Consider the following 11,899-nt stretch of genomic DNA (forward strand, 5'->3'; position numbering starts at 1 on the left):
TTACTCCAGGTCAGCGAGTTTGCTGCGCTTGCGAGCGCCTTTCTCGCTCTCAATGCGGGCCAGCTCGGCCCGGACGGCGCGGCCAATCGCGACGGCATCCATGCCTGGAGCGGTGTGGATGTTGATTTCGTAAACGTCGTGGCTGTCGTATGTGGCCATGGCGGTGGGGCTGATGGGCGCGCGGGTGTCCACCGACAGGTTGGGCAGCGCGGCGATGCCCAGGCCCATGCTGCCTGCGGAGGTCAGCTTGCGACTCAGATCGTTCACGGCGTTGAGCGGCCCCTGCTGGCCCGCCTCGAGACCCTGGGCCAGGCCGGCCATGGTGAAGCCTCCGAGCTCGGCGAACACCCGCGATGGGCTGTGGATATCGAGCTTTTCCTTGAACCAGCCGATTGTTGAGTCGCCGATTGCTGTAATGGTCTGCTTGACTGCGCCCAGGCCGCTCATCAGGCCATTGACCAGGCCGTTGATGATCATGCTGCCGAACTCGGTAAAGCGGGTCGGCAGATCCAGGCCCAGGTAGTTCAGAACCTCGGCGAAGGCCCGGTAGAGGATGCCTATCGGCGTAAAGTTGGTCAGCACCGTGATGATGCCGCCGATGCCCCCGGAGAAGCCGGCCTTAATCTCGTTCCAGAGCTCTGTTACATAGCCATTCACTATGCCCAGTCCACTCATCAGGCCATTGGCCAGGCCGTTGATGATCATGCTGCCGAACTCGGTAAACCGGGTCGGTAGATCCAGGCCCAGGTAGTTCAGAACCTCGGCGAAGGCCCGGTAGATGATGCCTATTGGCGTAAAGTTGGTCAGCACCGTGATGATGCCGCCGATGCCTCCGGAGAAACCGGCCTTAATCTCGTTCCACAGCCCTATGACATAGGCTTTCACTGCATCCCAATTCTTGTAAATCAGGTATGCCGCACCTGCGACGGCTACGACTATGGCTGCGATGGCCAGGGCGATAGGGTTGGCTGCGAGGCCCCAGAGGGCAATGCTGACGGTGCGAATGGCTGCGATCAGCGGTCCGCCCAGGGCCACGGCCAGTACGCGGATGCCTCGCCCGAGAAGGCTGAGTACGCCTCCACCCTTGATGCCGAATAGGGTCAGGGCATAGCGAACCATGGCGAACGGACCCAACATGCTGGCCAGGCCAATGCTGAGTCCGCCCATGACGGTCATCAGCAAAGCGATTCCGGCGACGGTCTTGGCGATTTGGCGAGTCAATTCGGGGTTGGCCTTCACCCAGGTACCCACACGGTTTGCAACATCTCCCAGCGATTGGATGAGCTCCTTCAGTTCTGGGGCCATCACCTTGCCTACGTCGGCCATGGCGTTGGTCCAGCTGCCCTCGGCAGCTTCCAGAACGTTCGCCAGCGTCGACAGTTGCTCGTTCACCCTGGTCCGCAAATCGGCCTGGGTCTGCATCTTGCCCTCGACTTCGCGATAGCCGGCAATACCCTTGGCCATCATGGTGTTGAGGGTTGTCAGAGTCTCACTGTCGTCGCCGAACATGCTCTTGATCAGATCGAGGCGGACCTCTGTGTTCAGCCCCTTGAGCTTCTCCAGCTGGGCATACATTTTCTCGATGCCCCCGAACTCTCCCCTGCCGTCTGTGAAGTCCAGCTTGAGTGAGATCCCGCGCTCGGCCTTCAGATCGTCCAGGGCCTTCTGGATTTTGGCGTTGGCCATCGCTCCTTGGAAAATTTTCCGGTAGGCGTTACCAGCAGACCCACCCTCCATACCAGCCTGGTCCATCATCACCAGTAGCGGGGTGAGGATCTGGCTGGCCTCCAGGCCCTGTTTTTTGATGATGTCCATCACCGGGGAGATCTTGCTGAAGCCCTGCAGCATGTTGCCGCTGTCGACACCCAGATAGTAGGTGCGCTGGATGGTGTCCATCAGCGCCATCATGTCGCCTTCGGTGGTCCGGGTGGCGTCCTGCATTTTTGCTGCGAACTCAGCCGCGGACGTGACGGGCATTTGCAGTTGAACGCCCAGGTACGCAGCCGCCTCGCCCGTACCGCCCAGGATGTTGGTTGCCGTGAGCCCCTGGCGCCGGAGCATCGTCATCATTTCTTGAAAATCGGCCGTTGTTCCGGGCAGTCGGTCGCCGAGCTGGGTTGCTAGAGTTGTCAGCTTCTCGAACTCGGGGGCGACGGAACCGTCGGGTGCCATCATCGACACTTTCAGTTGTGTAGCGGCATTTTCGGCGGGTGCGAAGGCGTCTACTGCTGCTTTCAGTGGCCGGCTCAGCGCATAGCCGCTACCGAGGCCAGCGGCACCGCTGGCGGCCATGCCACCTGCAACACCCTGAGCCTTCTCGTAGCTCTTCTTGGCGTTGGCAAGCTGTCGTTGCTGGCCAGCCAAGCGCCTAAGCTTGGCCTCCTGTTGACCTATGACTTGGTTGGTTTGGGTAATTTTACTGCGCAGGTCACGCTCGGCCTGCCCGAGGTTGCGCGTGCTGATGCCGGCGTCGTAGAGCTTCGTGCGTAAGCTCTGGAGCTGCTCGCCCTGTTGCTGGTGCTGTTGCTTGAGTCGCTGCGCCTCTCGAATCGCTGAGCGCATGTCGCGGGTCATGGCCTTTGTAGGCGCACCAGTGGCTGCGAATTGCTGGCTGAGCGCTCGCACGCGATCACGGGCGGCGCCCAAGGCCTGCTCTGTCTGCTCGGCAGCGGCGCGCTGGGTGCGCCAGGCGCTGATGTCTTTCTGCTGCGCGTTGAGCTGCTTGAGGTTGTCCCGAGCATCCTTCAATGCCCGGGCTGCGCCGATGCTGCTCTTATCGATCGAGCGCAGGGGGCCTGTGGCGCGGTCAATGGCGTTGAGCAACACCTGCAGCTTGAGGTCATTCGCCATCGTTGGAGCTCCGTACCCTGGCGCGCTCGCGCCAGTCCATCAGTTCGGGCAGGTCCAGCTGGTCCATGTCAGCCGGTGCCCAGTGAAAAACCACGGCCAGGTCGGCCATGGCGTCCTCTACGCGATGAGGGATACTTCCGTCTTCACCGACTTGCGCAACAAAAAACCGGCGATCTTGCTGCCGCATTCCAGCAGGTCGGCGGGGTCCATCGCTGCGGCCTCGGGGGAGGTGATGCTCGGGGTGCTGATTCGCGGCAGGATCTTGATCAGCGAGGCGACGTCCATGTTCAGCAACTCGACTAGGTTCACGCCGCGCAGCTCGCCCGCCTGGGGCTTGCGCAAGATGATGGTGTCGACGGTGCTCTTGCCGCGGCTGATTGGCGTGTCGAGGACCACGGTGTTGTTCTCGGCTTCGGGCATGGCTTGGTTGGTGTCTTCGGTGCTCATGAGGTGGTGTTCCTGGTGCATGGTTAATCGCCCGGCTGATGGGCGAAGGGGTCAGATGCCGAGGGCGGTGCGCTGCTTGTCGAGCATGTCCTTGCCTGCGACCTTCTCGATGAAGTTGAGCAGGTCGATCTCGATGATCTCCTCGTTGTCCACGGTCAGCTTGTAGTAGCTGCAGGTGGTCTTGATGCTGTGCTCGGTGTCTTCGCCGGATTTGGCATCGCCCATCTCGATCGACTCATGCCGGCCGCGGACAACGATCTCGACCGAGCTGACGTCGCCAGTGTCGTCCTGCTGAAAGGCGCCGGCGAAGCGCAGCATGATGCCTGCCGCGTTGACCGAGCCGAACTGGCGCAGGCCGATCAGATCCAGGCCGCCGGTCTTCCACTCGAATTGGATACCGTCGTCGGAGAAGCCCAGGTCGGCCTTGACCGGGCCGTTCATGCCACCGCCCCGGTAGGCTTCCATCTTGCGGCCCAGGGGTGGCAGGGTGACCGAGTGGGCTACGCCCAGGTAGCTGTTGCCGTCGTTGAACAGGTTGAGGTTTTTCAGTTTGCGAGGCAGGGCCATGGCGGCGTTCTCCGGTGTCCTGGTGCGAGGTGGCTCCCTTCGTGCGGGAGACCCTGGTTAGCTGTTGATCTTGCTGGCGAAGTCCATCAGGTAGCGGTCAGTGATCCGCTGGCGCAGGGTCAGGTCTTCCAGCGGTGGCACCGGCGTGTAGTCGTAGTCGAGGAACAGCTTGCCGGCCTTGAGGGTGTCCTTGTCGTTCGCGTCGTCCGGGTACCAGCAGCTACCGCCAATCAGATAGCCCTGGGCGACCATTTCCCGGAACTTCGCGTTGACGCCTTCGATGATGTCGCGCACCAGGGACGGGTGGAGCGGTCTGTCGACGGCCCACATATGCGCGGCGGCCATGGTGTCGGCCAGGATCTGCGCGGTACGGGTGTAGTTCTCGAACGCGAACAGCGGATCGTCGGTGCAAGTGCGACTGCCCCAGAAGCGGAAACCGCCCTCGTTGATCAGCGTGGTGATCTCGTTGCTGTTGAGGTAGTTGGCATCGGTAGCGGGGTTCTGCAGGTCCCAGAACACGTCGGCGCTGATGCCCGTCACGCCGCTGACCGGCACGTTGGACAGGGTCTTGTGCCACCCGGTCTCCTGGTCGATCTTCGCGCGTAGGCCCAGGGCACGGGCCACGGCCGAGGCGGTGACGGTCTTGCTCGTCACGGTGTCGAAGTTCAGGAACTCCGGCCAGATCACCATCATTTCCCGACCGCCGAAGTTCTCGCGGTAGGCGACCACTTCTTCCTTGGTCTTGCAGTTCCAGGCGCTGACGTAGGCGAAGCCGCGCAGGTCCTTGGCGATGGCGCCCAGGGCGGTGGCCACTGGCAGGCTGTCGAGGCCTGGCACGCCCAGGATGCGCGGCACCATGCCGACCCTGGCCTTGGCTGCGAGCAGGGCTTTCATGCCGGTGTACTTGCCCTCGGCCGTGGTGGTGCCGATCAGCGCGCTGGTGGTTGCGGCTTCATCTGCGCCTTCCTTGACCCGTACCACGATGGTGTAGGGCTTGGTCTGGTCGGCGATGGCCTGGAGCGAGGCGCGGAGTGTGCCCTTGGTACCGGCCTTGCCCACGGCTGCCTGCACATTGGTCAACAGGACCGGGGTATCGAGCGGGAAGGTATTGGCATCGGCGTCGTCGGCAGTGCAGACCAGGCCGATAACAGCGGTGGGGATTGTACGAATGGGGCGGGTGCCGTCGTTGAGTTCGAGGACCCGCACGCCGTGGAGATAATCGGCCATGGGTTTTGCCTGCGCAGTGTGGAAGTGACAGTGCACAGGCTGCCGCGCGCGCGCCGGATCAGCGAGCGCGCGGGCTTGTAGGGGAGGGGGTTACAGGTGCTCGTGTAGCCAGGCGGGCGCCGGTGGACGGTGTTCGCTGAGCGGGAATTCGCCGGATTCGGGCCAGCCGCGTAGAGCCCGGCGGTAGGCTTGGAGCTGGCTGTACTGCTCGGCTGTGAGGGTTGTGGCCGCGCCGTCCTCCAGCTCGTCGCGATGCCGAGTTACAACGCCATCGGTTTCAGTCAACTGCTGATCTCGCCATGCCCGTTCAACGCCCGCCAGGTCCTCAGCGCTCGGTAGCGGTGGGTCGGTAAGCACTGGGAAGCCGTCTTTGCCCCAGTCAATGACCTTGCCGGCGGCCTGACCTGCCATTAGCTGAGCGTGCCTGTCAGCGGTTATTTCGACGACATCTTTCGGCATAGAGATGTGAACAGTGGGGTCGTAGAAGCTGCGAGTGGATTTTGAACTGAACATAGACCCTCCTCAATTTCCTAGGGCGATGAAGAAACCACCGAGGTCGGCAGTTGGCACCGCTGTAGTACTCAACATCGCCGTGGCTTTAAGGCCGTTTGTGCCCTTGTTCACTAGGGAAAACACTGTCGCGCCCCCGTTGCCGAGTATTGCCGCGCTGAGGCACGCATTCGGGAACGCAATGTAAAAAACAGCATTCCAGTTACCCGGCGCCCCTCCTGCTGACACAGCACTTCCCCATTGCATGATCAGGCCCCCCGGCAACCTCTGATAACCCGCCGGTGCTAGGACTCCGGCAAATGCAGCCGAGGAACCGAGTTGAACCCCACCCCATCCATACCATTGACCGGCCCCAACACAAGAGATCGTTACCGTGTCACCTGACCCCAGTACGAAGGTTCGCGGTGCTGAGTTGCCTACCCCGTAAAGCGCCTGTCCGGCCGCAGCCTGCACAGTCACTACACCATTGCCGGCGTTGTTGATTTGATATGTCGCGCCGATGTTTTGAGCGGTTACGGCTGGAAGCGTGAGGGTTACCGTGCCGCTCGCATTGATAAGTACACCGGCCTGGGCAAGCGTCAGCGTCTGGCTTGAAGACGCGCCGTATTGCCCGGAAAAATTCCCGACCGCTCGCTGCACAAACTCTGTCGTGGCCAGGGTCTTACTGACGTCAAACTGTGCTGCCGTTGGAGCAGTCGGCGCCCCGGTAAACGCCGGCGAGTTAATCGGCGCCAGGCCCTGGGTCACATTCTTGAACGCCAGCGGCGTGGTGCCGAGGATAATCGGTCCATCCGTCGACAGCAGCCACAGGGTGTCAGCGCTGGCGGTGCCTTGCTCGACAGCGACCAGCAGACCCGGAGTAACCTTTGCGCTACTGTCTGCATCGGCGGCCCGCCTCCAGATCTCGGCCGTGAGGTAGATCCCGTTGTCCTTCCCCTGGGCCTGATCCTTCACCAGCACCCGCGAGCCCAGCGGCACCGGTATACCGTCAATGGTCGGGGTGCCGGCGAGCTGAATCGGCCCCGTGGTCGCCACTAACACCGACGCCTTGGCGTCCTGCCGGTTGACCGCATCGGCAATCGAGTCATCGACATATTGCCGAGTGGCCAGCACCACGGCCGGATCGATTTTCAGCACCACGCTGGCAGCGCTGGAGACGATGAAGTTCATCCGCACGACTTGCGTCCGGCCGGAGCCCTGGGACATCAGCGGCTTGTAACTGGGGGCGCAGTTCGCCACCGCGACCAAGGCGCCATCGGCGTCATACAAGCCAATCTCCCGAATCCACCAGCCACCCTCGTCGGCCGGGATGATCTGCTCGGCCACGATGATGTTCGGGTTAGCCGGATCCACCGACAGCTTGTTCAGCGGTCGGCGCCGACGCTCGTTGATCAGCCGGGTTTGCGCACGGTCGGGGATTGGGTCGGTGCCGTTGGCATCGCCCACCCCCATCTCGGTTAGCTTCCAGGGTATGCCCAGGGCATCGGCGTTGGCCTGCTTGGCCTCACCCGCCGTTGTGAGTATCGCGAAGAACTGACTATTCGGGTCGATCATGGGTAGGTGTCCAGGTAGTCGATGGAATGTTCACGCCCAGGGGCGCCGATGTAGCAAGTCAGGGCAATGGCCCCCGAGGCAGGCGGGTACACGTCGACGCTGTCGGTTGAGGACTCGCGGCCGGTGTTGCCGAGGACGCCAGTCGTGACGATGTCGCGCAGCACAGGCGGATACACGTCGATTTCGTCCCCGTCCGCAACGCCGGCAAAGATGTTGAACCCCCCGGTGGTCTCCAGGCTGATGGCCATTCCGGTCAGGTGCCGGGTGACGGGCCGGGCGTCATCCACAAGCCAGGTGAGCTCCTGGTACATCTCCTCGGTGATGCCGGTTTCGAGTACGCCGATCTTGATAGCGAAGGTGCCCGGAACGCCTTCTGGCACCGTTTGCCACCACTCCAGCACCTCGATCAGGTAGCCCAGGGGCTCCACCACACGGCGCAGGGCGCCGATGGTGCCCTTGCGCGAATGGATGTAGTGCGACGAGCGAATCGCCGAGCGCTTGGCCGCCTCGGGCCATTTGCTGTCCCAACGGTCGACAGAGAACGCCCAGGCCAGGTACGGCAGCAGCTCTACCGGGCAGGTGTCGGGGTTCCACAGCTGGCGCAGCGGAATCGGTACCCGCTGGATCTGTGCCAGGGCCAGGGCGGCCTGGCGCTCGAGCGCGGTCGCATTACTCGGCAGCAGGTGCCGGCCGACCATCACTCGGCACCCCGGGACAGTTCGATGGCGGTGCAGTACGGCGCCTGCGAGCGGGTGGCGACGATATCGACCCAGTTATCGAGCAGCACCTTGCGCATGCCTTCGACGTGCAACGCGGCATGCACGGCCGATTCGGTGACCTCCATTCCTAGCCGCCGGCGCTGGTACACGTAGGCCTGCAGGCTTTTTTCCGCCGCGGCGAGGATCGGTTCCGCCTCAGGGCCGTTCGACAGCGGGTAGAGCTTGGCCTTGACCTTGTAGCGCAAGATGGTGGCGCCTTGGACGATCAGGCGGTCGGCTACCGGGCGGCGGTCGTCGTCGCTGAGGTAGCTGTTGACCACGGCGAGCAGGTCCGCCGGCGCAGTGCCATCGCCCAGCAGGCTCTGCACCGTCACCACCGCCACGGCAGGCGATGGGCTTTCAGCGGTGGCGTCGGCGACACGGCCGTCGGCGGCCCGAGCGTGGAAGATGTAGCTGTTACGGGGCCCCGCCGTGCTCAGGCCTTCCCAGGCCATCTGGGCGCGTTCGCGCAGGCTGTCGTCGCTTTCCATGATCCGCGGTTGGGGCGGTATCGCATTCGGCTTGGCCTCCTGCACCACCAGGCGCTTGACGTTGTAGTTTGCTGCCAGTTGTTCCAGGTCGGTGCCCTTGGCGGTGGCCAGTAGATTTGCGAGCGCGGCCTCGTTCACCCGCTGTCGCCAGACCATTTCCCGGTAGGCGTTCTCCTGGAGCAACTTGGCCAGGGGCTCCGAATCCATATCGAGGCGGGCGGCGATCTCGGGGCGCTCCTCGGCAGGCCACAGGTTGATGGCGTAGGCCTTGCGCTCGGCGAGGATCAACTCGTAATCGATCTGCTCGATGATCTCCGGCGGTGGGAGCTGGCTCAGGTCGATAGGGACGAAGGTGTTCATGCACTGGCCCCCAGCTGCAGGGTGACACTGAGGTTCAGCGGTTCGTTGCTATCGACCCGCCGGCATTCGATATCCAGCACGGCCTGCCCCTGGAGGGCGGCGCCCAGGAACTGAACCCGGCTCAGGCTAATTCGCTGTTCCCAGCGCATCAGCGCCATCACGGTGGCCGCGTACACGCGCAGGCGGGTCTGGTCGTTGAACGGGTGGTCGACCAGCTCGGGCAGGAGGCTGCCGTACTCGCGGCGCATGACCCGGGTACCGATGCGAGTGCTGAGAATGTCGCTGCACGATTGCTCGATGTGTTCCGAGGTGCTGATCGCGGCGCCGGTTTCTCGGTTCATTCCGGGGTTCCTGTCTTCGCGCCACCGGGCATTACCCCGCCATGCAGGTGCTTGACCAGGCTGATGCCGGAGGCGATCACGTCTTGCGACACGGTGACTTTGCCGGTGACGGTCTGGTTGCCGGTTTGGGTGTAGTCGCCCTGGTGAGTGATCGGGCCAACGATGGTGATGCCGCCGGTGCTGACCAGGTTGGTAGTGCCACCGGCGACCAGGGTGGCGTTGAGGTGGTGGGCCACGCTGTCATACTCGATCACCGTGCCGTCACTGTACGTGCGGCGGTGCAAGCCGGCGCGGTTGCCATTGGCCGGGGCGCTGTCGCTGAACAGGCCGGTCAGGACCACGGCGTTGCCGAGCTGGCCCGAGGGGCTGATCAGCAGGACCTGCTCGCCGGCGGTGGGCGGGTCCCACTCCCGGTCAGCGCCGGCGCGCACGGCCAACCAGGGCAACCAGGTGGTGGTCAGTTCACCGGTTTTCACCCGCACGCGCGGCGGTGTCATCTGCACGGCGGCGACGACGCCGAAGCGGATGAGGTTTTCAATCAGGCGGGCGAGGGTGGCTAGATCGTTCATGGCGCTGATGGTGGCGCCGCGCGTGTGCGGGTGCAGCTTTGGTTCCTTGTAAGAAGAACCTATACAATCGCGGTGTTCATAGGGTAGGGCTCTGTAAGGCAAGTAAGGAAAGATTATGCTGATGGAAATATTTGAAAAAGTGTCCTCTGAAGCCTTGGTAGGTTTTGCTGGTGTGTTGTTCGGTTCGCTGTTAACCACTCTTGGGGTATGGCTAACTAACAGATCGAACGCTAAGCAATCGTTTCAGCGCATGCAACATGAAGAAAGAGTTGCAAGTGATAAGGTCCGTAAAGAAAGACTTGAAGAGCTATATGTCTTGGTCTGTCATTGGAGTACTCTGTTTTTTAGTCATTATGCGAATCTTAGACTAGTTATGAAGGGTACTATAGATTACAACAATTACTTGGATATTATTAATAAAGACTCTAAGGGTGGGTATGAGTTTGGCAGAATTGAAATGATAATAAGGGTTTATGGGGATGATAAAATATTGTCGTATTACAAAGCTGTGGAAGTGGCTAGGAAAGAAGTCAACTTAGTAAACTCTGAGCATAAGAAGGCTTATATGCGCGGCGATTCAGGTCAGCCATTTTTAGAGCATGCGGATCATGCTCAGTTTGCTCTTGGGGATAAGCTTGATGAACTGAAACTTTCAATAGCTGAAGCGGCTCGTACTTAGAGGTTCTGAGTTAGCGCGTTGAAGATTTTTGGCTAGAGGCCGTCAGCTATATTTATGATTTATAGGGCTTTATATAATTTAACATTTTATATTTTTGTTGTTTTTGTGATTTTATTACGGTCAAATTACAGTTTGAATAGTATGGTGACGGCGATTACTAGAATTGTTGCGACGGACATCAATGATATTTTCATAATTAAATCTGCTTTTCTTTCAATTTTTTTTATGCTGGCGTTAAGTTTTTTAAAGTTCTCAGTATTGTCTGTGAGACTATGGTCGGATGAGGGTTTTTCGTAATCGATGGAGCTTTTATCTGCATAGTTTGCTATGATGCTGCCCCCTGCACCTGCGCAGGCAAATACTAATATTTGCATGTAAAGATCTAGCTGAATTTTTAATTCTTCTGTTCTTGTTGTGTCTGTGTCAGGAAAAAGGAAGTAGTATTTCGTATAGATCACTTGAAATAAAACTCCGTAGCCTATAAGTATCAATCCCTTTAGAAAGCGTACAGTCTTTAGGTCTAGAAGTAGCATTAATAGGGTGAATCCAGCTATTGCTCCTGTGTATATGCCCATCTCCGGGGACGTTTTTTCCATGATCCATGGAGCCGCGATGATTGTGGTGAGTGCTAAACATACAATCGTCGCTAGACATGTTTTTGCAATTATTTGCTGGGTCTTCATTTCTAGTGTTTGTCTTTAAGATTTGGTCGAAAGATGCATCAACAGTTGATCGCGTACAATGGCAAGATCATTTTCTGTTAAACCGAGTATTTCTCGCTGCTCATAGCGTACATCAGCAGCCCCCCGCTCCGCCCTATCCTTAAGCCCGTATTGATGCACGCGCGCAATACGGGCGACCCGCCCTGTAAACCCCACACTGATCGCTCTGCCGTCGCCCTGGACCTTCAAGAAACTAGCGGTGCGCAGCCTTTGAAACATCTTCACCTTGCGCTTGATCCGGCCTTGCTTACCCCGCAGGTTCCGCTGTTTACGCGGGGCGTACTTGCTGCCGTCGGGGTTGCGCTGAGCAATGATCCGTTGTTGCTGACTGCGCCGCAGGGCCTGGCCGATGCTGCGGGCAAGCTTGTTTCGAGCGCTGGGCTGCAGGCGCCCCAGCAGGCCGGCGGCCCAGTCTTCCAGGGCTTCGAGCTCAGCCATTGGGGACGATCCACTCGCCAGGGCCATCCGCGAGGTCGAGGTTGCGCTGTGGCTCGCCCGGGTGGCTGATCGTGACGTTGCCCGCGTCATCAGTGCGCACGACGACGCGCTCGGTCAGTGGCAGGCTGAGGCTCATGTCGACCTTGCTCTTATCGAGCAGATCCGCCTCGAACTTGATGCCCTCGGCGGACTTGTCGAGGTTTTCCAGCAGCTCGGACTGGTTCACGCGCAGCCAGGCCAGCAGCGGCACCATCACGCTGTCGGGGTGGCCGGCGAAGTCGGTCAGGATCACCTGCAGGTCATAGCTGTACTCGAACGAGAGGCTGGCGGCCGCGGTGCAGCGGACCTTGCCGTTGTCGATGAAGATCAGCAGCCGGTCAGGGTTG

General features: G+C 60.5%; 15 protein-coding genes. 1 reads left to right on the forward strand and 14 read right to left on the reverse strand.

What is annotated here, in order from left to right; genetic code table 11:
- From CAG11_RS23690 to CAG11_RS23740, 11 genes are all read right to left on the reverse strand, one after another.
- Positions 1 to 2,850 (reverse strand): phage tail tape measure protein, encoded by a 2,850-nt coding sequence (locus CAG11_RS23690; protein WP_085598185.1) that lies wholly within the window; start codon positions 2,848 to 2,850, stop codon positions 1 to 3.
- Positions 2,840 to 2,959 carry a GpE family phage tail protein gene (locus CAG11_RS23695; protein WP_085598186.1) on the reverse strand — a complete coding sequence of 40 codons (120 nt, stop codon included), beginning with the start codon at positions 2,957 to 2,959 and terminating at the stop codon, positions 2,840 to 2,842. Before CAG11_RS23695 ends, CAG11_RS23690 begins: the two co-directional genes overlap by 11 nt.
- A gap of 8 nt (positions 2,960 to 2,967) precedes the next feature.
- On the reverse strand, positions 2,968 to 3,297 hold the full coding sequence (locus CAG11_RS23700; RefSeq protein WP_085598187.1) for a phage tail assembly protein: 330 nt from the start codon (positions 3,295 to 3,297) through the stop codon (positions 2,968 to 2,970).
- A gap of 51 nt (positions 3,298 to 3,348) precedes the next feature.
- Positions 3,349 to 3,864, reverse strand: coding sequence for a phage major tail tube protein (locus CAG11_RS23705; protein ID WP_085598188.1), 516 nt, complete (start codon positions 3,862 to 3,864; stop codon positions 3,349 to 3,351).
- A 57-nt stretch (positions 3,865 to 3,921) separates the two neighbouring features.
- On the reverse strand, positions 3,922 to 5,091 hold the full coding sequence (locus CAG11_RS23710; protein ID WP_085598189.1) for a phage tail sheath protein: 1,170 nt from the start codon (positions 5,089 to 5,091) through the stop codon (positions 3,922 to 3,924).
- A 90-nt stretch (positions 5,092 to 5,181) separates the two neighbouring features.
- The gene (locus CAG11_RS23715) at positions 5,182 to 5,604 is read right to left on the reverse strand and encodes a phage tail assembly chaperone (RefSeq protein WP_085598190.1); all 423 of its coding nucleotides are present in this window, start codon (positions 5,602 to 5,604) and stop codon (positions 5,182 to 5,184) included.
- A gap of 9 nt (positions 5,605 to 5,613) precedes the next feature.
- On the reverse strand, positions 5,614 to 7,155 hold the full coding sequence (locus tag CAG11_RS23720) for a phage tail protein (RefSeq protein WP_085598191.1): 1,542 nt from the start codon (positions 7,153 to 7,155) through the stop codon (positions 5,614 to 5,616).
- Complete coding sequence (locus tag CAG11_RS23725; protein WP_085598192.1) at positions 7,152 to 7,853, reverse strand: phage tail protein I; 702 nt, start codon at positions 7,851 to 7,853, stop codon at positions 7,152 to 7,154. Before CAG11_RS23725 ends, CAG11_RS23720 begins: the two co-directional genes overlap by 4 nt.
- Positions 7,853 to 8,764 (reverse strand): baseplate J/gp47 family protein, encoded by a 912-nt coding sequence (locus tag CAG11_RS23730; RefSeq protein WP_085598193.1) that lies wholly within the window; start codon positions 8,762 to 8,764, stop codon positions 7,853 to 7,855. Before CAG11_RS23730 ends, CAG11_RS23725 begins: the two co-directional genes overlap by 1 nt.
- Entirely contained in the window at positions 8,761 to 9,105 is a 345-nt protein-coding gene (locus CAG11_RS23735; RefSeq protein WP_085598194.1) for a GPW/gp25 family protein, read from the reverse strand. Before CAG11_RS23735 ends, CAG11_RS23730 begins: the two co-directional genes overlap by 4 nt.
- The gene (locus tag CAG11_RS23740) at positions 9,102 to 9,674 is read right to left on the reverse strand and encodes a phage baseplate assembly protein V (RefSeq protein WP_085598195.1); all 573 of its coding nucleotides are present in this window, start codon (positions 9,672 to 9,674) and stop codon (positions 9,102 to 9,104) included. The genes CAG11_RS23735 and CAG11_RS23740 overlap by 4 nt, the downstream gene beginning before the upstream one ends.
- Positions 9,675 to 9,795: 121 nt before the next feature.
- Between CAG11_RS23740 and CAG11_RS23745 the strand changes: the two genes are divergently transcribed.
- Complete coding sequence (locus tag CAG11_RS23745; RefSeq protein WP_256578822.1) at positions 9,796 to 10,353, forward strand: hypothetical protein; 558 nt, start codon at positions 9,796 to 9,798, stop codon at positions 10,351 to 10,353.
- Positions 10,354 to 10,478: 125 nt separating this feature from the next.
- On the opposite strand, the gene CAG11_RS23750 is transcribed toward CAG11_RS23745, so the two are convergent.
- The 3 genes from CAG11_RS23750 to CAG11_RS23760 form a co-directional block, all read right to left on the reverse strand.
- Complete coding sequence (locus tag CAG11_RS23750; RefSeq protein ID WP_085653277.1) at positions 10,479 to 11,036, reverse strand: hypothetical protein; 558 nt, start codon at positions 11,034 to 11,036, stop codon at positions 10,479 to 10,481.
- Between the two features lie 15 nt (positions 11,037 to 11,051).
- Positions 11,052 to 11,513 (reverse strand): phage virion morphogenesis protein, encoded by a 462-nt coding sequence (locus tag CAG11_RS23755; RefSeq protein WP_085598197.1) that lies wholly within the window; start codon positions 11,511 to 11,513, stop codon positions 11,052 to 11,054.
- Positions 11,506 to 11,899, reverse strand: a 394-nt coding sequence (locus CAG11_RS23760) for a phage tail protein (RefSeq protein ID WP_085598198.1), incomplete at its 5' end; no start/stop codon positions are given. The genes CAG11_RS23755 and CAG11_RS23760, both read right to left, overlap by 8 nt.

This window comes from Pseudomonas sp. B6(2017), from assembly GCF_002112765.1.
GTDB classification, from domain to species: Bacteria; Pseudomonadota; Gammaproteobacteria; order Pseudomonadales; family Pseudomonadaceae; genus Aquipseudomonas; species Aquipseudomonas piscis.

What these genes read in the sequence shown, in the direction of transcription:
- CAG11_RS23690 (WP_085598185.1), bottom strand. Translation starts at nt 2,850, where the DNA reads ATGGCGAATGACCTCAAGCTGCAGGTGTTGCTCAACGCCATTGACCGC.
- CAG11_RS23695 (WP_085598186.1), bottom strand. Translation starts at nt 2,959, where the DNA reads ATGGCCGACCTGGCCGTGGTTTTTCACTGGGCACCGGCTGACATGGAC.
- CAG11_RS23700 (WP_085598187.1), bottom strand. Translation starts at nt 3,297, where the DNA reads ATGAGCACCGAAGACACCAACCAAGCCATGCCCGAAGCCGAGAACAAC.
- CAG11_RS23705 (WP_085598188.1), bottom strand. Translation starts at nt 3,864, where the DNA reads ATGGCCCTGCCTCGCAAACTGAAAAACCTCAACCTGTTCAACGACGGC.
- CAG11_RS23710 (WP_085598189.1), bottom strand. Translation starts at nt 5,091, where the DNA reads ATGGCCGATTATCTCCACGGCGTGCGGGTCCTCGAACTCAACGACGGC.
- CAG11_RS23715 (WP_085598190.1), bottom strand. Translation starts at nt 5,604, where the DNA reads ATGTTCAGTTCAAAATCCACTCGCAGCTTCTACGACCCCACTGTTCAC.
- CAG11_RS23720 (WP_085598191.1), bottom strand. Translation starts at nt 7,155, where the DNA reads ATGATCGACCCGAATAGTCAGTTCTTCGCGATACTCACAACGGCGGGT.
- CAG11_RS23725 (WP_085598192.1), bottom strand. Translation starts at nt 7,853, where the DNA reads ATGGTCGGCCGGCACCTGCTGCCGAGTAATGCGACCGCGCTCGAGCGC.
- CAG11_RS23730 (WP_085598193.1), bottom strand. Translation starts at nt 8,764, where the DNA reads ATGAACACCTTCGTCCCTATCGACCTGAGCCAGCTCCCACCGCCGGAG.
- CAG11_RS23735 (WP_085598194.1), bottom strand. Translation starts at nt 9,105, where the DNA reads ATGAACCGAGAAACCGGCGCCGCGATCAGCACCTCGGAACACATCGAG.
- CAG11_RS23740 (WP_085598195.1), bottom strand. Translation starts at nt 9,674, where the DNA reads ATGAACGATCTAGCCACCCTCGCCCGCCTGATTGAAAACCTCATCCGC.
- CAG11_RS23745 (WP_256578822.1), top strand. Translation starts at nt 9,796, where the DNA reads ATGGAAATATTTGAAAAAGTGTCCTCTGAAGCCTTGGTAGGTTTTGCT.
- CAG11_RS23750 (WP_085653277.1), bottom strand. Translation starts at nt 11,036, where the DNA reads ATGAAGACCCAGCAAATAATTGCAAAAACATGTCTAGCGACGATTGTA.
- CAG11_RS23755 (WP_085598197.1), bottom strand. Translation starts at nt 11,513, where the DNA reads ATGGCTGAGCTCGAAGCCCTGGAAGACTGGGCCGCCGGCCTGCTGGGG.